The organism is Intrasporangium sp. Soil_C_50, from assembly GCF_057656595.1.
In genome coordinates, this window is the sequence record NZ_JBDGKB010000001.1 from 234,554 (window position 1) to 254,816 (window position 20,263).

Here is a 20,263-nt window from a genome sequence, read left to right on the forward strand (position 1 = left end):
GGGGCGGCACCGGCCGCCCCGGGACGGAGGTACCACCGTGAGCACCCTGGACACCCTGATCAGCCGCGCCGACGGGCGTGCGGACGGCGAGGAGTGGACCGAGAACTACGAGCGGCTCCCCGGCGGCGCCGGCGTCAGCCTCATCCTCGAGTCGACGACGCAGGAGGGCGTCGGCCCGCGCCTGCACCAGCACCCGTACGCGGAGACGTTCGTCATCCGGCGCGGATCGGCGACGTTCACGGTGGGCGCCGGCCCCGACGCCCGCGAGGTCGTCGGCCGCGCCGGCCAGGTGCTCGTCGTGCCCGCGGACACTCCGCACCGGTTCCGCACCGGTCCGGCTGGCTACGAGGCCGTCCACATCCACGCGAACGACCACTTCGTCACCGACTGGCTCGAGTGACGCCCCGCCCGCCCCGCGGCCAGCGCGTCCCTGCGGTCAGTGCGTCGACGCGGTCGCCGGCTCGGGAGCGTCGGCCGACCGGACTGCGGTGCTGCCCGATGCGCGTCGCTCGAGCACGAGCGACGTGACGGCGACGCCGACACCGAGGACGGCCAGACCGGCGCCCACGAGGCTCGGCGCCCCGTAGCCGAAGCCGGCCGCGAGGACGACCGAGCCGAGCCACGCGCCGAGCGCGTTCGCGGTGTTGAGCGTCGAGTGGTTGAGCGCGGCGGCCAGCGACTGGCCCTCGTGCGCGACGTCCATGAGGCGCGTCTGCAGCAGCGGCACGAGCACCGAGGGCAGCAGCCCGAGGACGAACACCATCGTCACCGCGAGCCACAGCACATGTGCCGCCTGGCCGAAGACGGCGAGGAGCACCGCGATGAGCGACAGGGCCACGACGATCCCGCGCAGGATGCCGAACCGGCGGCCGACCCGGCCCGCCAGCGCCATGCCGACGACCATGCCGGTGCCGTAGGCCGCGAGGACCCACGGGATGTAGCGCTCGTCCAGGCCGGCCAGCGAGGTCATCGTGGGGGTGATGAACGAGTACATCGCGAACATCCCACCGAAGCCGACGACGCCGACGAGCAGGGCGAGCCACACCTGCAGGCGGGTCAGCGCCTTCATCTCGCGGCGCATCGACTCCTCGCCGCTCGGGGGCTGGTGCGGCAGGAAGAGGGCGACGGCCACCACGGTGAGCGCCGCCACGGCACCGACCGCGACGTAGGGGGCGTGCCACGAGAGCCGCTGCCCCAGGACGGTCGCGAGTGGGACCCCGAGGATGTTGGCGACGCCGAGGCCACCGAGGATCGTCGCGACCGCGGCGGTACGCCGCTGGTGCGAGACGAGCGACGCGGCGACGACCGAGCCGATGCCGAAGAAGGCGCCGTGCGGGATGCCGGCGAGGAACCGGGCCGCCAGGACGGTCGGGTAGGTGTTGGCGAAGAGGACCGCCAGGTGGGCCACGGCGAAGAACCCCATGAGGCCCATGAGCAGCCCCTTGCGCGGGACCTTCGCGGCGATGACCGCGATGAGCGGCGCGCCGACGACGACGCCGAGCGCGTACGCCGACACGTAGTGCCCGGCCGTGGCGATGTCGACGCCGGTGCCCTCGGCGATCTGCGGGAGCAGGCCCATCGTCACGAACTCGGTGGTACCGATGGCGAACCCGCCCACGGACAGGGCGAGGATGGCGAGGGCGGTGCGGCGGCGGGCGGGGCTCAAGGACGACTCCGGGGGGGGGATGCGGTCGGCTGGTGCGTGTGGCGTGTGCGGATCGCCGTCGACCCGGGCTCTGGCCGACACGGTAACGACGGCGTCGCTACGGTGATTCCCATGTCCACCTCCTCCGGCGGCGTCCTGCGCCGTCTCCTCGACCTGTTGCGCGGCCCGTCCCGCACCTCGGCGTCCTCGTCGCCGGCTCCGAGCCGTCAGCGGGGCCGCGTCACGAGTGCGCCGACGACGCCGGGCGCGTACCCCGGCGACGCCACCCGGCTGCCCGACACGACGTACGCACCCCGCCCGGACGGCCGGCCCGACCCGGGCGAGATCGTGTGGACGTGGGTGCCCTTCGAGGAGGACCACGGTCAGGGCAAGGACCGCCCGGTCCTGCTCATCGGGCACGAGGGTCCGTGGCTCGTCGGGCTGCAGCTGACGAGCAAGGACCACGACCGCGACGAGCGGCAGGAGCGTCGGGCCGGGCGGGAGTGGGTCGACATCGGCACCGGCGCCTGGGACCGGCAGGGCCGCCCGAGCGAGGTGCGCGTCAACCGGCTCATCCGCGTCGACCCGGACGCCGTGCGCCGTGAGGGCGCCGTGCTGGCGCGCGAGCGCTACGACGAGGTCGTCGCCGCCGCGCGGGCCCACCTGCGCTGACCGACTCTCGACGCGTCGAGCCTCGTCGGACACGACACCGGACGCGGAGCGGGCCCGTCACCGAGGGTGACGGGCCCGCTCGGGCAAGAGTGCGGAGCGTCAGATCGACGCGGCCTTCTTCGCCATGGCCGACTTGCGGTTCGCGGCCTGGTTCTGGTGGATGACGCCCTTGCTCACGGCCTTGTCCAGCTTGCGGCTGGCGGCCTTGAGAGCGGCGTCAGCGGCGTCCTTGTCACCGGAGGCAGCAGCCTCGCGGAACTTGCGGACCCACGTGCGAAGCTCGGACTTGACGGCCTTGTTGCGCTCGGTGCGCTTCTCGTTCGTCTTGATCCGCTTGAGCTGCGACTTGATGTTTGCCACGTGATGTTCTTTCGTTCGGTCGGATTCTGCCGTTAGAGGGCGGCAAAGCCGTTCGGGACCGGGCGTGGGGCACCCTGCGTGAACGGCTCTGGGTGGAGCCTGCATACGCGCACGACCTGAGCGCGCACGCAAGGGTCAACGGTACCAGCGGCGGACGACCCCTCCAAACCGGCGCCGGCGGCCCGAAACCGCAGGTCAGCGTGGGTGGACGCCGGGACCAGAGGTCGCTCAGCGTCCGCCGCGCGCGCCGGCGATCGTCAGGATGGCCCGTTCGACGGCGTAGACCGGGTCGCGACCGCCGCCCTTGACCTCGAAGTCGGCGGCGGCGACGGCCTGGATGGCCACGGCGAGCCCGTCGGCGCTCCAGTGGTTCACGGCCCGGCGCGCCTTGTCGATCTGCCACGGCGCCATGCCGAGGCTCTTGGCCAGCTGCGCCGAGCTGCCGCGCCCGGCCGCGCCGACCTTGACGAGCTGGCGCAGCTGGGAGGCGATGACAGCGACGATCGGCACCGGGTCGACGCCGCTGGCGATGGCGTGGCGCAGCAGGCGCAGGGCCTCCCCCGCGTGCCCCGACACCGTGGCGTCGGCAACGCGGAAGCCGGTGGCCTCGACCTTGCCGCCGTAGTAGGTGTCGACGACGGCGTCGTCGACCGTGCCCTCGGTGTCGGAGATCAGCTGCGCGCAGGCCGAGGCGAGCTCGCGGACGTCCTTGCCGACGGCCTCGACGAGGGCGCGCACGCCGTCGCTCGTGATGCGCCGGCGGGCGGCCGCGAACTCCTTCGTGACGAAGTCGGACTTCTCGCGGTCGTTCTTGATCGCCGGGCACTCGACGACGCGGGCGCCGGCCTTCTTCATCGTGTCGAGGACCTTCTTGCCGCGCGGCCCTCCCCCGTGCGCGACGACGAGGCTGACCTCGGGCTCCGGTGCTGCGAGGAGGTCGAGCAGGTCGAGCTGGAGCTCGTCGGGCGCCTCGTGGACGTCTCGCACGACGATGCACGTGGCCCCGCCGAACAGCGACGGGCTGGCGTGCACGCGCAGCTGCCCGCCCTCGTAGGAGGCGGCGTCGAGACGCACGACCTCGGCGTCGACCGAGCGCGCCGCGGCGACGAAGGAGGCGACCGCCCGCTCGACGAGCACCTCCTCTGGACCGCTGACGAGCACGAGGGGCGGAACGCCGGTGTCGCTCATGGCGTCAAGGGTGCCATGCGGGCCCGACAGCGGCCCCTCGCACCCACCGGAAGTGAAGGTCGTGTTCGCAAGCTGCCGGAGATCATCCGCCAGTACCCCGACCAGGAGTCGTTCATCATCCGCGCCGTCCTGCCCGGCGTCTCGTCGGTGACCCGCGACGCCCCGACGCCACCTCGACCCAGGTCAAGGAGCCAGCTGCCGACCGTGCCGCCGGGCGCCGCCAAGCAGTGAGAGGACCTCGCGGCCGGTCAGTCGAAGAGCTGGCCGGTCGCGAGGGTGAGGCCGAGCTGCTCGGCGCGGGCCGCGATGGTCTCGCTGGGCAGCTCGAAGTGCTCGACGAGCTCGTCGAGGAGCATCCCGGACTCGGCGGCGTCGCGCAGCTCGGCGTCCTGCTCGTCGGTCCACGCGTGCCCGGAGGTCACGGCGCTGCGCGTCGCTGGCGCGGCAGCGGGTGGTGGGGGTGCTACCGGACGCGGGTGCTCGGTGCCGTCGTCCTCGGAGCGGGCGCCGTTGAGCGAGCGAAGCGCCGGCTCCTCGACCGGCAGCGGCTCGGGCGCGGTCTGGTCGAGGCGGCCGAGTGCGGCGAGGACCATCTGCTTGTCGGTCGTCGGGTAGAACGGTGGCAGCGAGCGCTGGAGAAACCCGGCGTACCGGGCCGTCATCATCCTCGAGTCGAGGAAGGCGACGACGCCGCGGTCGTCGGAGCGGCGCACGAGGCGGCCGGCGCCCTGGGCCAGGCGCAGCGCGGCGTGCGTGGCCGACACCGCCATGAAGCCGTTGCCACCCATCCGCGCGATGGCCTGCGACCTAGCCGACGCGAGCGGGTCGTCGGGTCGCGGGAACGGGATGCGGTCGATGATGACGAGCTGGCACGACGAGCCGGGCACGTCGACGCCCTGCCACAGCGTCAGCGTCCCGAAGAGGCACGTGCGGGGGCTGCGGGCGAACTGCCGCACGAGCGTGGTGATCTGGTCCTCGCCCTGGCACAGCACCGGGAAGTCGTCGCCGAGCCGGGCCCGCATCACCTCGGCCGCGTTCTGGGCCGCGCGTGTCGAGGAGAACAGGCCGAGCGTGCGCCCGCCTGCGGCCCGGATCAGCTCCTCGATCTCGTCGAGGGCGGCATCGCTCGTGCCGTCGCGCCCGGGCGCCGGCAGGTGCGTGGCGACGTAGGCGATGGCCTGCTTCGGGTAGTCGAACGGGCTGCCGACGTCGAGGCCCTGCCAGGCGGGCGCGCCGTCGCCGCGCAGGCCGATGGTGCCGGCGACGGCGTCGAAGGTGCCGCCGAGCTCGAGGGTGGCGGACGTGAGCACGACGGTGCGCGCCTCGAAGACCTTGTCGCGCACGAGCATCGCGACGCTCATCGGGGCGACCCTCAGCACCGGGCCCCGACGCGGGTCGTGGGAGAGCCACACGACGTCGAGCTCGCGCTCCTCGAGGATGCGCTCGGCGTTCTCGTGCACCTCGTCGACGGCAGCGCGCGCCACCTGGCGGGCGCCGTCGACCTCGGTGCCGGGCGGGGGCTTGAGGTCGCTCTGGACCTGGCGGGCGGTGTCGCGCACCCGGGCCAGGGCGAGCCCCACGGCGTCGGGCACCCCGAGCATCCGGCCCTCCTCGACGCGCTCGAGCGAGGCCGCGAGCAGCTCGCCGGCCTCGGTGAGCGCGTCGGTGTTGTCGGACATCCGGCCGGCGCGCTTGGCGGCGGTGCCGACCATGGCGCCGGTCAGCTCGTCGGTGACCGTGGCCGTGACGCGGTCGACGAGCTCGTGGGCCTCGTCGACGACGAGGACGTCGTGCTCGGGCAGCATCTGGCGGCCCTCGAAGGAGTCGATGGCCATGAACGAGTGGTTGGTGACGATGACGTCGACGTCCTTGGCGGCCTCGCGGGCGCGCTCGACGAAGCACTCGGCGACGAACGGGCACTTGCCGCCGAGGCACTCGTGCGCCGACACCGAGACCTGGCGCCAGGCCCGCTCGGAGACGCCGGGGACGAGCTCGTCGCGGTCGCCGGACTCGGTGTGGCCGGCCCACTCGCGCAGCCGGACGACCTCGGCACCGAGGCGCCCGACGTTGGCGTCGACCTGGGACACGGACAGCAGGCCGTCCTCGTCGTCGGGGAAGCCGCCCTCGAGCTTGTTGAGGCAGACGTAGTTGCGCCGCCCCTTGACGAGGGCGTAGGTCGGCCGCCGGCCGAGCACCGGGGCGAGCGCCTCGGCGACGCGGGGCATGTCGCGGTCGACGATCTGGGCCTGCAGGGCGAGGGTCGCGGTGGCGACGACCGCCGGCTTGCCGCTGTCGAAGGCGTGGGCCACGGCGGGAACGAGGTAGGCGAGCGACTTGCCGGTGCCGGTGCCCGCCTGGACGAGCAGGTGCTCGCCCTTGTCGACGGCGTCGGTGACGGCCCGCGCCATGGCCAGCTGGCCGGGACGCTCGGTACCACCGACCTTCGACACCGCGGCGTGGAGGAGGTCGTCGATCGCAGGTCGAGGGGCCACCGACCCACCCTATTGGGCACCGCCGACGGTGCGAGCCACCCGTCCCCAGCTCCAGCCCGACCACGCCGGCGGTCAGTGGCTGCGGTCCCAGCGCTCCCGCAGCTCCGACGCCGTCGGCGGGCCCTCCGGCAGGGTGTCCGCCCCGCGGTGGGCCCGGAGCGCGTCGAGGTGCAGGGCGAGGTAGCGGTGCCGCAGCCGGGCCGTGCGCCGGGCATCGTCGACGCGGACCGCGGTGAGCTGCTCGAAGACCATCGGCAGGTCGGCGTCGGTGACGTCGGGGCGCAGGGCACCGGCCTCCTGCGCCCGGGCCACGAGGCCCGCGACGAGCGGCCCGCTGCGGGCGGCGAGAGCCCGCAGCTCGGGGGTCGAGCGGAAGGTGCCGGCGAGCCGGACGGTCAGGGCGTGGACGTCGGACTCGACGACGCCACGGACGAAGCCTTCGAAGGCCGCCCACGCATCTCCCCCGTCGTCGACGCGCGCCACGGCCTCCTCGGCGAGCGTGACGAAGCGGCGCAGCCCGTCGCCGCACAGGGTCTGGAGCAGCTCGTCCTTGCCGGCGTAGCGCCGGTAGAGGCCGCCGACGCCGACGCCGGCCTCGTGCGCCACGGCCGACATCGGGGCCGCGGGGTCGCGGAGGAAGACGGTGCGCGCGGCCTCGAGGATCGCGGCGTCGTTGCGGGCGGCCTCGGCCTGGCGGCCGCGCAGCCCTGGCGCAGCGGTTGCGGCGCGTGTGGTGGGTGCGGCGGGCGTCCGGTCGGTGGTCGACATGGTCCGATGCTACCACTTGATCGGAATGCTTCATTCCGTTAATGTCGCTATCGGAACAACTCATTCCGATCAAGGAGCGACGATGACCAGCACGCCCGCCACGACTCCCGAGACGCACGACTGGCCCCTCCTCTCGGCCGCGCACGACGCCCTCCGTCGGACCGTCGACGCCGTCCCCGACGACGCGTGGGGCGACCCCACCCCGTGCGAGGCCTGGTCGGTGGCGCAGGTCCTCCAGCACGCCACGGGCGACCAGCTCGCCTACGCAGGCGTGCTCACCGGCAGCGGCTTCCCCGCGTTCGACCCGTTCGCGCCCTCCGGGGTGCTCGACGGCGACCCGCGCGCCTTCCTCGCGCCGGCCCTCGACGCGTCCTCGGCCGCCTTCACCGCCGTCTCCCCCGACGAGGGCGCCGTCGCCGTGCCCCTGCCGCAGGGCCCGCTGGCCGCGCCGGTCGCGGTCGGTGCCTGCGCCCTCGACGCGGCGGTCCACGCGTGGGACATCGCCGTGGCCACCGGTCAGCCCTCCCCCGTCGACGACGACCTCGCGGCGCAGCTGCAGCCCGTGGCCCTCGCGATCGTCGAGCCGCTGCGCGGGTTCGCCTTCGCGCCGGCCCTCCCCGACCCCGCCGAGGATCGGTCCCCGATCGCCGACCTGCTGCGCTACCTCGGGCGCGACCCTGGCTGGTCGCGCTGCTGAGCTGGCTGTGGACCGGCTACGGACCTGCCACTGACCTGCCGCGGCCTGCGTCGCTGCGGGTGTGGTGACGTTGGCGGCAAATCCTCGCCGGAGGCGTTGCGGCGGAGTTTGATCGAGGTATGACCACGAGCCAGTCCACCGACCTCGACATCGCGCGCGCAGCGACCCTGCGCCCGATGGTCGAGGTAGCCGCCGACCTCGGCATCGCCGAGGACCACCTCGTGCCGTACGGCCGCGACGTCGCCAAGGTCGACCTCGCCGTCCTCGACACCCCCGGGCCCGAGCGTCGGGCGACGTACGTCGTCGTCACGGCGATGACCCCGACACCCCTCGGCGAGGGGAAGACCACCACCTCGGTGGGCCTCGCCCAGGCGCTCGAGCGCCTCGGTACCCGTGCCGTGGTCACGCTGCGCCAGCCGTCGATGGGGCCGACGTTCGGCATCAAGGGCGGCGCCGCCGGCGGCGGCCACAGCCAGGTCGTGCCGATGGAGAAGCTCAACCTCCACCTCACCGGCGACTTCCACGCCGTGACCGCGGCCCACAACCTCCTCGCCGCCATGGTCGACAACCACCTGCACCACGGCAACGCGCTCGGGATCGACCCGCGCAGCATCACGTGGCGACGGGTGCTCGACGTCAACGACCGTGCCCTGCGCAACGTCGTCGTGGGCCTCGGCGCCCGCGAGGACGGCGTCCCGCGCGAGACCGGGTTCGACATCACGGCCGCGAGCGAGGTCATGGTGCTGCTCACCCTCGCGACCTCGCTGCAGGACCTGCGCGAGCGGCTCGGCCGCATCGTCGTCGGCTACACCGTCGAAGGCAAGGGCGTCACGGCCGAGGATCTCGGTGCGGCCGGGGCGATGGCGGTGATCCTGCGGGATGCGTTGCAGCCCAACCTGCTCCAGACCCTCGAGGGCGGGCCGGCGCTGGTGCACTGCGGCCCGTTCGGCAACATCGCGACCGGCACGTCGTCGGTGGTCGCCGACCTCGTCGCGCTGCGCGGCGCCGACGTCGTCGTGACCGAGGCCGGGTTCGGCGCGGACATGGGCGCCGAGCGCTTCTTCGACGTGAAGTGCCGGGTGGCCGGTCTGGTGCCCGACGCCGCCGTCGTGGTCGCGACGGTGCGGGCGCTCAAGGCGCACTCGGGGCGGTGGCGCATCCGGGCCGGCCGGCCGCTGCCCGACGACCTCCTCGACGAGGACCCGTCGGCGGTCGAGGCGGGCCTCGCCAACCTGCGCGCCCACGTCGAGATCGTCCGACGCTTCGGCGTGACGCCCGTCGTGGCCGTCAACGCCTTCCCCACCGACCACGACTCCGAGCACGACGTCGTGCGCCGGTTCTGCGACGGGCTCGGGGACCGCTGTGCCGTGACGCGGCACGTGGCCGAGGGTGGCGCCGGGGCGGAGGACCTCGCCCGCCTCGTGCTCGATGCGGCCGCCGAGCCGGGCGAGTTCCACCTCCTCTACCCCCCGGAGATGCCGCTCGCGGAGAAGATCGAGTCGGTGGCCCGCGAGGTGTACGGCGCCGACGGCATCGACCTCTCCCCCGGCGCCGCGCGCGCCCTGCGCGACTACGAGCGCCTGGGCTTCGGCGAGCTGCCCGTCGTCATCGCCAAGACCCACCTGTCCCTGTCCTCCGACCCGACGCTGCTCGGTGCCCCGACCGGGTGGCGCATGCCGGTGCGCGAGGTGCGGGCCGCGGTCGGCGCCGGTTACGTCTACGCGATCTGCGGCGACATGCGCACCATGCCGGGGCTGCCGAGCTCGCCCAACGCCGAACGCATCGACCTCACCGAGGACGGCAGCATCGTCGGGCTGTCCTGAAGCGCTCCAGCGGTGGAGCGGGCGGCGTCAGGTGAGCGGGGCGCCGTCGAGGCGTCGGACCATCGTGACGTCGTCGCGGTAGTCGGTGTCGGACAGCCGCAGCCCACGCGGCACCCGGCCCACCTCGGTCCAGCCGGCGGCCGCGTAGAACTCGCCGAGCCCGAGCCCGTCGCGGTACTCCAGCCTCAGCAGCTCGACCGCAGGCAGTGACCGCCGGGCGATGCCCACCATCCCGCCGAGCAGGACGCGCCCGAGGTTGCGCGCCTGGGCCGCCGGGTCGACCATGAGCCGCTTGAGGCCGGCGAGGTGCTCGTACGGGAACCCACGCGAGTGCTCCCAGAAGCCGAGGCCGCGCAGCGTGCCGTCGGGGTCACGCAGCGTGCAGAGCAGGGAGGTTCCGGCGTCGACGTCGGCGAGGTGACGTCCGAGGGCCGCGGCCACGGCAGCGCGCGGGGCCCCGGGCAGGAAGCCGACCGAGCCACCAGCGGCGTTGACCCGATCCCAGAGGTCGACGCACGCGTCCGTGAGGTCGGCATCGACGTCGGACGGGTCGACGGGCGCCACGACGGGAGCCTCGAAGTACAGCATCGGCTCGGAGCCGGGTGGGTCGTCGCGGTTGACGCGCGTGCCGGTCTGCACGAGTCCGGCCGCGGTGGCCGTCGCGAGGGAGGCAGCGTTGACGCGGTCGACCATCGCAGTGACACGCTCGGAGCGGTGCTCGACCCCCCACGCGACGATCCCGCGCGAGATCTCACGGCCCAGGCCCTGTCCGAGCCGGGAGTGCGCCAGGCGGTAGTAGAGGTTGAGCTCGGTCTCGTCGGAGTCCTTGACCCGCAGGCCCGCCCAGCCGGCCACCTCGCCCGAGGACCGCTCGACGACAGCCGCATAACCGACGCCGTCCGCCTCCCACGAGTCGAGGTCGCCCTGGAGCCGCTCGCGGCACCGCTCGGGGCTCGGCATCGTGTGCGGCGCGTGGGAGTAGGTGCGCGGATCGCTGTGCAGGCGCAGGTAGTCCTCGAGGTCGGTCCCGGACGGCCGGCGCAGGACGAGCCGGCGCGTCACGAGCCACGGGTCGCCCGGACGTACCGGCGCCGGCGGCTGCAGCAGCGTCGGCACCTCGGCGGCCGTGGCGTCCGCCGTCACCGCGACGGAGCCGGCCGCTCAGGTGCCCGGGTCTCGCAGACCGCCTGTGGCGCACCGTCGCAGCACGGCTCGATGTAGAGGCAGGTCGGGCAGCGGTTGTGCGCCTGCTCGGCGTACATCTGGGCTCCGCAGTACGGGCACGGGATCTCGAGGGCCATGCGCTCCATCCTCACCGACGCCACCGACGGCGGCGGTCCGGCACGCCGTCGTCGCTCAGCTGGCGACGACGACGTACTCGGACAGCTCGGCCTCGAGGTCGGGCGTCACCTTGGCACGCACGCGCGTGCCCTCGGCGACGTGCTCGCTCGCGAGGATCTCGGCCCGCTCGTGGATCCGCGACACGAGGTCGCCGCGGTCGTAGGGCACGAGCACCTCGAGCTCGATGTCGGGCTTGGGCAGCTCTCGGGCGATGAGGTCGCGCAGCTCGGCCAAGCCGGCGCCGGTACGGGCCGACACGGTGATGCAGTGCTTCTCGTGGCGCATCAGCCGGTCGAGCACCTCCGGGTCGGCGATGTCGGCCTTGTTGACGACGATGACCTCCTTGACCTGGTCACCGCCGACATCGGCGAGCACGCCGCGGACGGCGCTGATCTGGCCCTCGGGGTCAGGGTGCGAGCCGTCGACGACGTGGAGCAGCAGGTCGGCGTCGGCCACCTCCTCGAGCGTCGAACGGAAGGCCTCGACGAGCTGGTGCGGCAGGCTCCGCACGAAACCGACGGTGTCGGCGAGCGTGTAGAGACGGCCGTCCTCGGTCTCGGCGCGACGGACGGTGGGGTCGAGGGTGGCGAAGAGCTGGTTCTCGACGAGCACGCCGGCGCCGGTGAGCCGGTTGAGCAGCGAGCTCTTGCCGGCGTTGGTGTAGCCGGCGATGGCCACGGACGGGACGCCGCCGACGCGTCGGGAGTGACGGCGTGTGTCGCGGCTCGTCTTCATGCCCTTGATGTCGCGGCGCAGCTTGGCGATCTTGGTGTTGATGCGACGCCGGTCCAGCTCGATCTTCGTCTCACCGGGACCACGCGAGCCGATGCCCTCACCGCCGGCGACACGGCCACCGGCCTGCCGGGACATCGACTCACCCCAACCACGCAGGCGGGGCAGCAGGTACTGGAGCTGGGCCAGCTCGACCTGCGCGCGGCCCTCACGGCTCTTCGCGTGCTGCGCGAAGATGTCGAGGATGAGGGCGGTGCGGTCGATGACCTTGACCTTGACCACGTCCTCGAGCGCGCGGCGCTGGCCCGGGGCCAGCTCGCCGTCGCAGATGACGGTGTCGGCGCCTTCGGCCACGACGATGTCACGCAGCTCGAGGGCCTTGCCCTTGCCGAGGTAGGTCGCGGGGTCCGGGCGCTGGCGCCGCTGGAGCACGCCCTCGAGCACCGTGGAGCCGGCGGTCTCGGCGAGGGCGGCGAGCTCGCGGATGGAGTTCTCGGCATCCTCGCTCGTGCCCTCGGTCCAGACGCCGGCGAGCACGACGCGCTCGAGGCGCAGCTGCCGGTACTCGACCTCGGTGATGTCCTCGAGCTCGGTCGACAGCCCCTGCACGCGGCGGAGCGCGGCACGCTCCTCGCGGTCGAGCTGGTCGCCGTCATAGAGCGGCAGGTCCGCCTCGGTGTGCTCGTCGAGGTCGGCGGCCAGGGCCTCGGCGCGGGTCGCGAACAGGTCGGTGTCGCGATCGTGCTGGTTCGTGTGGTTCGTCGTCATGTTCTCCCTAGGTTCCCACCCCTTGAACGCCACGAGCCACTCGTTTGTGCCCTCAGCGGCCGGATCGTGCGGGGAGCGGGTGCCATCGGCCCTTCCGGGTGCGACTCTCCGCCCCCACACGGAGGCGGGCGAGTCGCCGCCGCGAGGCCGGCGCCGCGGCTACGGTGTGCCGCGTGAGGCGTGGACGACGGCACGACGCGACCCCGGGCCCGGCGCGGTCGTGGACCACCTCGACCTGCGGCGGGCGGACGTGTGGCACGGCGGGCGCGGCGGGCAGTCGCTGGCCACGTGGCCGCCCGGGCTGCGCGAGGTGACCGGCGGGGACCCCGTCAGCGCCCTCTACTGAGGCGACGAGGCGGCCGCCTTCGACCTGCCCCAGAGGCGCGTCGCGACGATCGGCTTCCGCACCACGTACGTGGCGGTCGGGCTGTGGTTCGGCGTCATGTGCCTGTGGTTCAGCGTGGCCGGCTACCTCGCCGTCCGACGGGAGCGACCCGGCCCGCTGCGCGCGGTGCTGGCCGCCTCGGGCGTCGGCGCGCTTCGTCGCCCTGGGCCTCGACCTCTTCGCGCCGCGGCACTGGACGCTCGAGGCCTCGGTGTGGGGCCGGGCCGTGCTCGTCGCCGTCGTCGCCGTGGTCGCCGGTCCGAGGCCTGCCGGCCATGGCCGGTACCGTGACCGGTGATGAGCGAGCGGACCGACCACTACTTCAGCGCCGAGCCCGCCTCCCCGGAGGAGCTGCGGACCATCGACGTGAGGCTCGAGGGCACGCCCTACCGGCTGACGACCGCGCGCGGCGTCTACTCCCCCGAACGCCTCGACCCCGGCACCGCGGTCCTGCTCTCCGACGTGCCCGACCCCAGCCCCACGGGCGCGCTGCTCGACATCGGCTGCGGCTGGGGCCCGATCAGCCTGACGATGGCACTCCGCTCGCCCGGTGCCCGGGTGTGGGGCATCGACGTCAACCGACGCTCCCTCGACCTCTCGCGCCGCAACGCTGCCGCCGTCGGCGTCGCCAACGTGACCTTCTGCGGGCCCGACGACGTACCGACCGACCTCCGGTTCGACACGATCTGGTCCAACCCGCCCATCCACGTCGGCAAGGCCGCCCTGCACGCACTTCTCGAACGCTGGCTGCCCCGCCTCACCGACGCCGGGGTCGCCTACCTCGTCGTGCAGAAGCACCTCGGCTCGGACTCGCTGCAGAAGTGGATCAGTGCCCAGGACTGGGGACTGACCTGCACGCGCCGGTCGTCGGCCAAGGCCTTCCGGGTGCTCGAGGTGCGCCGGACCCGGCCGGACGCCTGACGCGCGCCGGCGCCCCGGACGCCTCTCGCGTCGGTCGAGGTGATCCGTCGCGGAACTGCGCGAGTCATCACCTCCACCCCGCATCGTGCCTGGTTCGAGGTGTTCCCCTGCGCCATGGCGCGGGCCGCCACCTCGAACGGGTGGTGTCGCTACCGGCCGAGGTCTGACCTGACGATGGAGTAGACGACACCCAGTCGGTCACTTCAGGTCGATGGCGCCGTGGAGCCGCCCGTCTACCTCGATGCCGAACACGATGCCACGCCCCGAATCCCTTGCAGCCGTGGCGATGTCACCGACGAAGCCCTCCGCGTGCCGGCGCTCGTACGGACGCGGGAGCGGCAGCCATGCCAGCGTCTCCTCGTCGCAGCACGCTGTGACGATGTCATCGACGTCCCCCGGACCGAGCGGCCGCAGCGTGAAGCCCGCCCCCGCGTTGGCCGCCTCCCGGAAGCGCGGCCTGGCGCGATCGGCTGCGGTCACAGGGGGAAGTCGCCGTCGGCGACGAGGGCCGCCGGGCCGGCGAGCTCGACGCGGTGGCCCGGCAGGGGCGTCACCGTGAGTCGGCCACCGGGCACGTCGACCGTCCAGGGCGAGTCGTCCTCGACGCCGGACCAGAACCGCGTCGCGAGGGCGGCCGCGGCCGCACCGGTGCCGCACGAGCGGGTCTCGCCGACGCCGCGCTCGTGCACCCGCATCGCGATGTGACCGGGACCGACGGCCTTGACGAACTCGACGTTGACGCCGTCCGGCTGCTCGGGGTGCACCTCGGGTGCGGCCGTGAGGTCGAGCTGGTCGAGCTCGATGCCCTCGGGCAGCATGACGACCGCGTGCGGGTTGCCGAGGTCGAGGGACAGCGCCGGCACCGGCTTGCCGTGCCGGGGTCGCACCATGACGTCGAAGCCGTCGCGGCGGGCACCCTCCTCGTCGGCCAGGCGCCACGGCCCGAGGTCGACGGCGTAGCCGGCGTCGGTGACCCGGATCGTCTTGGTGCCGGCACGCGTCGCGATGCTCAGCTGTCGGCCGAACGCCAGACCTTCGCGTCGCAGGTACTCGGCGAAGACGCGGGTGCCGTTGCCGCACATCTCGGCGAGCGAGCCGTCGGAGTTGCGGTAGTCCATGAACCACTCGGCGTCCTCCGCCTGGGCCCGTACGGCCTCGTCGGTGGCGTAGCGGGTGCGCACGACGCGGATGACCCCGTCGGCGCCGAGACCGGCGTGGCGGTCGGTGATGCGCTGCACCTGGGCCGGCGTCAGCTCGAGGGTGCCGTCGAGGTCGGGGACGAGGACGAAGTCGTTCTCGGTGCCGTGGCCCTTCGTGAAGCGCGTCATGTCAGCCATTCTCCGGCACGTCGGGCGCACAGGCGTCGACCGCCCGCACTGCGGCGAGGGCGCGGTCGAGCAGGTCGGGTGCGTCGGCCTCGAGCCAGACGATCCGGGGGTCGGGGCGGAACCAGGCCTCCTGGCGACGCGCGTAGCGACGCGTGGCCTGCGCGGTGTCGAGCCGGGCCTGCTCCTCGGACAGGTCGCCGTCGAGGACGGCGATGGTCTGGCTGTAGCCGATGGCACGGCTCGCCGTGACCCCGTCGCGCAGACCGGCCCGCAGCAGCCGCTCGGTCTCCTCGAGCAGTCCCTGCTCCCACATCCGATCCACGCGTCGGTCGATCCGCTCGTCGAGGACGGTGCGGTCGACACGCAGTCCGAGCACGACTGCGGGCGTGAGGTGCTCGCGCACCGGCATGGACGCGCTGAACGGCCGGCCGGTCAGCTCGACCACCTCGAGGGCCCGGACGACGCGGCGCACGTTCCCGGGCAGGATGCGAGCCGCGGCGTCGGCGTCGACGGCACGCAGCCTGGCGTGCATCGTGTCGGCGCCGTCGCGCTCGGCCTCCGCCTCGAGCCGCGACCGGACGTCGGGGTCGGTCGGCGGGATCTCGAGGCGGTCGAGGGCGGCGCGCACGTAGAGGCCGGACCCGCCGACGAGCACCGGGCGGTGACCGCGGGCCCGGATCGCCGCCATGTCGGCGCGCGAGTCCTCTTGGTAGGCAGCGACGCTCGCCTCGTCGGTCACATCGAGGACGTCGAGCTGGTGGTGCCGGATGCCACGGCGCGTGGCCGGGGCCAGCTTGGCGGTACCGATGTCCATACCGCGGTAGAACTGCATGGCGTCGGCGTTGACGACCTCTCCCCCGAGCCGCTCCGCGAGGTCGAGCGCGAGGTCGGACTTGCCCGTCGCGGTCGCTCCGATGACGGCGACGACGGGCGTCGCTGCCGCCGCCCCGTCGCTGCTCGTTCGGCCCGAGACGGCCGAGGCCGCCGCGTCGGTCACCCGGCGAGCTCGTCGTGCTCGCCGTGGTGAGCGGCGTGCGCGTCGTCGGTGTCCTCGACCTCGTCGTGGCCGAACGGGTCTGCGTCGACCCCGGGCATCCACGAGTGGCCGGGCGTGCCCCACCCGTTGCGGCGCACAGCCTTCTTGGCCTTCTTCGACTGACGCTCGTCGAGGCGGTCGACGTAGAGCGTGCCGTTGAGGTGGTCGTACTCGTGCTGCATGCACCGCGCGAACCAGCCGGTGGCGTCGAACTCGACGCGGTTGCCGTCGACGTCGAGGCCGACGACGTGGGCGCGCTCGGCCCGGCGCAGCGGGAACGACTCGCCTGGCACGGAGAGGCACCCCTCGGTCTCCTCGTCGGGGTCCGGCCGGCCCTGCGGCACCTTCGAGGTGGTCACGGTGGGGTTGATGATGTGGCCCGACTCGGGCACGTCGTCGTCGTTCGGCATCTTCCAGACGAAGACCCGCAGCCCGACGCCGACCTGCGGGGCAGCGAGGCCGACGCCGTTGGCCGCGATGTTCGTCTCGTGCATGTCGTCGACGAGCGTCCTGAGGTCCTCGTCGAACGCGGTGACGAGGGCGGCGGAGCGGTGGAGCACGGGCTCACCGCTGATGACGATCGGGCGCACGGTCATGGGCCCAAGTCAAGCATGGCGAGGGCCCAGCGCCCGAACCGACCGCAGGTCAGGGGGCGGCGCAGGCCGGCGCACTCGGCGCCGTCGTGGCGGGTCGCCCGATGCTCGGCATGCCGAGGCTGACGGACGGCTTGCGCGAGCCCGTCGGAGCCTCCTGCAGTGCGGCCCACGCGTCGCCGCCGGCCGTGCGGCGGACCGTGTAGGTGCCACCCTCGACCGCCGAGTCGGCGACGAGGTGGTGCGGGGCGCCGTAGGTGACGCCGACGGTCACCACGTCGCCGGGACGCGGCGTCTCGCCACCCTCGGGGACGGCGAAGTGCACGAGCCGGTTGTCGCGGGCCCGGCCCGACAGGCGCTTGGTCTCGGCGTCCTTGCGCCCCTCCGAGGGCGCGACGAGCACCTCGACCTCACGACCCTCGAGGCGGCGGTTCTCCGACCACGACACCTCTTCCTGCAGGGCGATGAGCCGGTCGAAGCGCTCCTGCACGACCTCCTTGGGCACCTGGTCCTCCATCGTCGCGGCCGGGGTGCCCGGGCGGATCGAGTACTGGAACGTGAAGGCGCTGGAGAACCGCGCCGCCCGGACGACGTCGAGCGTGCCCTGGAAGTCGGCCTCGGTCTCGCCGGGGAAGCCGACGATGATGTCGGTGGTGATCGCGGCGTCAGGGATGTGCTCGCGGACCGTGTCGAGGATGCCGAGGAACTTCGTGCTGCGGTAGGAGCGACGCATCCGGCGCAGCACGTCGTCGGAGCCGGACTGCAGCGGCATGTGCAGGCTCGGCATGACGTTCGGCGTCTCTGCCATGGCCAGGATGACGTCGTCGGTGAAGGCCGCGGGGTGCGGGCTGGTGAACCGGACTCGCTCGAGGCCCTCGATGTCGCCGCAGGCGCGCAGCAGCTTGCCGAAGGCCAGGCGGTCGCCGAACTCGACGCCGTAGGTGTTGACGTTCTGGCCGAGCAGCGTGACCTCGACGACGCCCTGGGCCACGAGCGCCTCGATCTCGGCGAGGATCTCGCCGGGGCGGCGGTCCTGCTCCTTGCCGCGAAGGCTCGGCACGATGCAGAAGGTGCACGTGTTGTTGCAGCCGACCGAGATCGAGACCCAGCCGCTGTAGGCCGAGTCGCGGCGGGTGGGCAGGGTCGAGGGGAACACCTCGAGGCTCTCGAGGATCTCGACCTGCGCCTTTCGGTTGTGCGCCGCACGGTCGAGCAGGGCCGGGAGTGAGCCGATGTTGTGGGTGCCGAAGACGACGTCGACCCAGGGGGCGCGCTCGACGATGGCGCCGCGGTCCTTCTGTGCCATGCAGCCGCCGACGGCGATCTGCAGGTCTGGGTTCTTCTGCTTGGCCGGACGCAGCTGGCCGAGGTTGCCGTAGAGCTTGTTGTCGGCGTTCTCGCGCACGGCGCACGTGTTGAAGACGACGACGTCGGCAACCTCGGGGCGCTGCCCTGCGGGCAGGCTCGCGAGGTCGATGTACCCGGCGGTCTCGAGGAGCCCGGCGAGGCGCTCGCTGTCGTGGACGTTCATCTGGCACCCGTGGGTGCGCACGTCATAGGTCTTCGGCATCGTCCTTCTCCGTCGCGTCGGCCGTGGCGCGCGAACGGCGCGCGGGCCGCGTCTAGGGTACGGCGTCCGCGCCGTTGGCCTGTCCCCTCTGCCGAGGCCGACACCGCTCAGCAGGACGTCATCCGGCGTTCACCCTACGGTGGAATAACCGGACTAGGGTCCGGGTTGTAGCAACTGCTTGACAGTTCAACGAAGCGAATGCCATACTTCGTTGAAAGTTCAATCAACTACTTCGAAGGACTGATCATGGGACTGTTCAACCGCTCCGCCGCCACGCAGGCCGCCCCCGCCGAGGCCAACTCCGTCGCCGTCGACGACATCACCGGCGACTACACCATCGACCCGAGCCACACGCGCATCGGCTTCTCGGCCCGCCACGCGATGGTGACCAAGGTCCGCGGCCAGTTCGACGAGTTCGAGGGTTCGGCCCACGTCGACACCGCCAACCCCGCCAACTCCTCGGTGACGGTCACGATCCAGGCCGCCAGCGTCACGACCGGCAACGAGCAGCGCGACGGGCACCTCAAGACCCCCGACTTCTTCGACATCGCCAACTACCCGCAGGTCACCTTCGTCTCGACCAACGTCGAGCGTGACGGCGACGAGTGGGACATCACCGGCGACCTGACGATCAACGGTGTCACCAAGTCCGTGACGATCCCCTTCGAGGAGACCGGCTCGGCCAAGGACCCGTTCGGCAACACCCGCGTGGGCTTCGAGGGTGGCGTGACCATCGACCGCACCGAGTGGAACCTCTCGTTCAACGCCGCCCTCGAGACCGGTGGCGTCCTCGTCAGCGAGAAGGTCAAGCTCGAGTTCGACGTCTCGGCGATCGCCGTCGTGCCGGCTCAGGCCTGAACCTCCACCTGAAGGTGAACTCCGCTCGAGCCCGAACAGGTGCCTGAACGGGCCCCAGGGCAGGCATCGACGGACACCACGACGAAGGGCGAGGACCATCACGGTCCTCGCCCTTCGTCATGCCCGACCCGGCCCAGAGAAAGCGGCGGCTGTCGACCAGGTCGCCTCGCCCCGCTCACCCGGCCGCAGCGTCGGTCAGTCGCGCTGGTGCTCCTGCGCGAGGTTGACGGCGCCACGGACGACGGGCCAGGCGAGCTCGCCGGAGTAGCCCTTGCGAGCGAGCATCCCGGCCAGCCGCCGTGCCTGCACGTCGGGCGTGAGGCCGTGCATGGTCCGCAGCTTCTTGGCGACGAGCTCCTCGGCCTTGGCCCGCTCGTCATCGCCGTCGACCTGCTCCAGCGCCTCTTCGGCGACGTCCTGGTCGATGCCCTGCTTGCGCAGCTCGTGCGCGAGTGCCTTGCGCGCCAGTCCCTTTCCGGACTGCTTCGACCGGACGAGCAGCTCGGCGTAGGCCTCGTCGTCGACGAGGCCCACCTCGGTCATGCGGTCGAGGACGCGAGCGGCGACGTCGTCCTCACACCCGCGGTCGCGCAGCTTCCGGGCCAGCTGGGCACGGCTGCGCGGCGCCATGCTCAGCTGGCGCAGCACGATGGCGCGTGCCACCGACTCCGGGTCGGCCTCGGTCGCCTCCTGCGCGGCGTCGGGTGGGGGTGGGGCACCCGCGCCCTGTCCGCGCCTCCTGCCCCGTCGGCGCTCGTCCGAGACCCCGGCGGCTGCACCCGGCGCAGACGACGCCGCGGAGCCTCGTGAGAACCCTGAACCATCGGCTCCGGAACCTCGCGTGGACCGGTTGCGGCGCGACGGCCGCGCGCCCCCGGCCGCGTCGGTGCCCGCCGAGGGCAGGGTGCCCCACGGGGCGCTACCGCTCCAGCCGGTCTGCTCGCCCCAGGACGCACTGCCACCCGGGCCGTGCACCTCCGCGAGGCCCTCGGCCTCGGCAAGGATCGCCGCGGCCCGGGCCAACCGCTCCTCGACCACGGGGTCGACGGCGGCCGCCCGGGCCGAGCGTCCTGCTGCAGAGCCCAC

22 protein-coding genes are annotated in these 20,263 nt (G+C 73.0%); 8 read left to right on the forward strand and 14 right to left on the reverse strand.

The annotated features are described in order from the left end of the window. Positions 1 to 37: 37 nt before the first annotated feature. A complete protein-coding gene (locus AC3A5R_RS01150; RefSeq protein WP_487618953.1) occupies positions 38 to 400 on the forward strand; it encodes a cupin domain-containing protein in 363 nt (120 codons plus the stop codon). Positions 401 to 436: 36 nt separating this feature from the next. On the opposite strand, the gene AC3A5R_RS01155 is transcribed toward AC3A5R_RS01150, so the two are convergent. Then, positions 437 to 1,666, reverse strand: coding sequence for an MFS transporter (locus AC3A5R_RS01155; RefSeq protein ID WP_487618954.1), 1,230 nt, complete (start codon positions 1,664 to 1,666; stop codon positions 437 to 439). Positions 1,667 to 1,777: 111 nt separating this feature from the next. Here AC3A5R_RS01155 and AC3A5R_RS01160 point away from each other — a divergent pair, with 111 nt between their 5' ends. After that, positions 1,778 to 2,317 carry a type II toxin-antitoxin system PemK/MazF family toxin gene (locus tag AC3A5R_RS01160; protein ID WP_487618955.1) on the forward strand — a complete coding sequence of 180 codons (540 nt, stop codon included), beginning with the start codon at positions 1,778 to 1,780 and terminating at the stop codon, positions 2,315 to 2,317. A 99-nt stretch (positions 2,318 to 2,416) separates the two neighbouring features. On the opposite strand, the gene rpsT is transcribed toward AC3A5R_RS01160, so the two are convergent. Together rpsT and holA are read right to left on the reverse strand one after the other, a co-directional pair. After that, positions 2,417 to 2,677, reverse strand: coding sequence for a 30S ribosomal protein S20 (gene rpsT, locus AC3A5R_RS01165; RefSeq protein ID WP_323097115.1), 261 nt, complete (start codon positions 2,675 to 2,677; stop codon positions 2,417 to 2,419). Positions 2,678 to 2,905: 228 nt separating this feature from the next. After that, positions 2,906 to 3,865 carry a DNA polymerase III subunit delta gene (holA, locus tag AC3A5R_RS01170; protein ID WP_487618956.1) on the reverse strand — a complete coding sequence of 320 codons (960 nt, stop codon included), beginning with the start codon at positions 3,863 to 3,865 and terminating at the stop codon, positions 2,906 to 2,908. Positions 3,866 to 3,880: 15 nt separating this feature from the next. On the opposite strand from holA, the gene AC3A5R_RS01175 reads away from it, so the two are divergent. Beyond that, positions 3,881 to 4,096, forward strand: coding sequence for a hypothetical protein (locus tag AC3A5R_RS01175; RefSeq protein WP_487618957.1), 216 nt, complete (start codon positions 3,881 to 3,883; stop codon positions 4,094 to 4,096). 17 nt (positions 4,097 to 4,113) lie between these two features. On the opposite strand, the gene AC3A5R_RS01180 is transcribed toward AC3A5R_RS01175, so the two are convergent. Both AC3A5R_RS01180 and AC3A5R_RS01185 read right to left on the reverse strand, forming a co-directional pair. Beyond that, the gene (locus AC3A5R_RS01180) at positions 4,114 to 6,357 is read right to left on the reverse strand and encodes an ATP-dependent DNA helicase (protein WP_487618958.1); all 2,244 of its coding nucleotides are present in this window, start codon (positions 6,355 to 6,357) and stop codon (positions 4,114 to 4,116) included. Between the two features lie 72 nt (positions 6,358 to 6,429). Next, complete coding sequence (locus AC3A5R_RS01185) at positions 6,430 to 7,125, reverse strand: TetR/AcrR family transcriptional regulator (protein WP_487618959.1); 696 nt, start codon at positions 7,123 to 7,125, stop codon at positions 6,430 to 6,432. An 82-nt stretch (positions 7,126 to 7,207) separates the two neighbouring features. Here AC3A5R_RS01185 and AC3A5R_RS01190 point away from each other — a divergent pair, with 82 nt between their 5' ends. Continuing rightward, complete coding sequence (locus AC3A5R_RS01190) at positions 7,208 to 7,822, forward strand: TIGR03086 family metal-binding protein (protein ID WP_487618960.1); 615 nt, start codon at positions 7,208 to 7,210, stop codon at positions 7,820 to 7,822. A gap of 119 nt (positions 7,823 to 7,941) precedes the next feature. Continuing rightward, positions 7,942 to 9,645: a formate--tetrahydrofolate ligase gene (locus tag AC3A5R_RS01195; RefSeq protein ID WP_487618961.1), complete on the forward strand. Its 1,704-nt coding sequence runs from the start codon at positions 7,942 to 7,944 to the stop codon at positions 9,643 to 9,645. Positions 9,646 to 9,672: 27 nt separating this feature from the next. On the opposite strand, the gene AC3A5R_RS01200 is transcribed toward AC3A5R_RS01195, so the two are convergent. From AC3A5R_RS01200 to hflX, 3 genes are read right to left on the reverse strand one after another with little or no spacing between them, the layout of a single operon-like run. After that, a complete protein-coding gene (locus AC3A5R_RS01200; protein ID WP_487618962.1) occupies positions 9,673 to 10,788 on the reverse strand; it encodes a GNAT family N-acetyltransferase in 1,116 nt (371 codons plus the stop codon). Further along, the gene (locus AC3A5R_RS01205; protein WP_487618963.1) at positions 10,785 to 10,946 is read right to left on the reverse strand and encodes a hypothetical protein; all 162 of its coding nucleotides are present in this window, start codon (positions 10,944 to 10,946) and stop codon (positions 10,785 to 10,787) included. Before AC3A5R_RS01205 ends, AC3A5R_RS01200 begins: the two co-directional genes overlap by 4 nt. Before the next feature lie 55 nt (positions 10,947 to 11,001). Further along, entirely contained in the window at positions 11,002 to 12,486 is a 1,485-nt protein-coding gene (gene hflX, locus AC3A5R_RS01210) for a GTPase HflX (RefSeq protein ID WP_487618964.1), read from the reverse strand. 220 nt (positions 12,487 to 12,706) lie between these two features. On the opposite strand from hflX, the gene AC3A5R_RS01215 reads away from it, so the two are divergent. Both AC3A5R_RS01215 and AC3A5R_RS01220 read left to right on the forward strand, forming a co-directional pair. Continuing rightward, positions 12,707 to 12,832: a hypothetical protein gene (locus AC3A5R_RS01215; RefSeq protein WP_487618965.1), complete on the forward strand. Its 126-nt coding sequence runs from the start codon at positions 12,707 to 12,709 to the stop codon at positions 12,830 to 12,832. 336 nt (positions 12,833 to 13,168) lie between these two features. Then, the gene (locus AC3A5R_RS01220) at positions 13,169 to 13,792 is read left to right on the forward strand and encodes a class I SAM-dependent methyltransferase (protein ID WP_487618966.1); all 624 of its coding nucleotides are present in this window, start codon (positions 13,169 to 13,171) and stop codon (positions 13,790 to 13,792) included. Positions 13,793 to 13,990: 198 nt separating this feature from the next. Here the strand turns inward: AC3A5R_RS01220 and AC3A5R_RS01225 are convergent, their stop codons facing one another. Genes AC3A5R_RS01225 through miaB form a run of 5 tightly spaced genes read right to left on the reverse strand, consistent with a single transcriptional unit; the run spans position 13,991 to position 18,319 of the window. Continuing rightward, entirely contained in the window at positions 13,991 to 14,272 is a 282-nt protein-coding gene (locus tag AC3A5R_RS01225; RefSeq protein WP_487618967.1) for a GNAT family N-acetyltransferase, read from the reverse strand. After that, positions 14,269 to 15,120, reverse strand: a complete 852-nt coding sequence (dapF, locus tag AC3A5R_RS01230) for a diaminopimelate epimerase (protein WP_487618968.1) — start codon at positions 15,118 to 15,120, stop codon at positions 14,269 to 14,271. The genes AC3A5R_RS01225 and dapF overlap by 4 nt, the downstream gene beginning before the upstream one ends. Position 15,121: 1 nt before the next feature. After that, positions 15,122 to 16,117 carry a tRNA (adenosine(37)-N6)-dimethylallyltransferase MiaA gene (miaA, locus tag AC3A5R_RS01235; protein WP_487618969.1) on the reverse strand — a complete coding sequence of 332 codons (996 nt, stop codon included), beginning with the start codon at positions 16,115 to 16,117 and terminating at the stop codon, positions 15,122 to 15,124. Continuing rightward, on the reverse strand, positions 16,114 to 16,752 hold the full coding sequence (gene def / locus AC3A5R_RS01240) for a peptide deformylase (protein ID WP_487618970.1): 639 nt from the start codon (positions 16,750 to 16,752) through the stop codon (positions 16,114 to 16,116). Before def ends, miaA begins: the two co-directional genes overlap by 4 nt. Positions 16,753 to 16,801: 49 nt before the next feature. Further along, positions 16,802 to 18,319, reverse strand: a complete 1,518-nt coding sequence (miaB, locus tag AC3A5R_RS01245; RefSeq protein WP_487618971.1) for a tRNA (N6-isopentenyl adenosine(37)-C2)-methylthiotransferase MiaB — start codon at positions 18,317 to 18,319, stop codon at positions 16,802 to 16,804. Positions 18,320 to 18,565: 246 nt separating this feature from the next. Here miaB and AC3A5R_RS01250 point away from each other — a divergent pair, with 246 nt between their 5' ends. Continuing rightward, on the forward strand, positions 18,566 to 19,177 hold the full coding sequence (locus tag AC3A5R_RS01250) for a YceI family protein (protein ID WP_487618972.1): 612 nt from the start codon (positions 18,566 to 18,568) through the stop codon (positions 19,175 to 19,177). A gap of 195 nt (positions 19,178 to 19,372) precedes the next feature. Here the strand turns inward: AC3A5R_RS01250 and AC3A5R_RS01255 are convergent, their stop codons facing one another. After that, positions 19,373 to 20,263 carry a regulatory protein RecX gene (locus tag AC3A5R_RS01255; protein WP_487618973.1) on the reverse strand — a complete coding sequence of 297 codons (891 nt, stop codon included), beginning with the start codon at positions 20,261 to 20,263 and terminating at the stop codon, positions 19,373 to 19,375.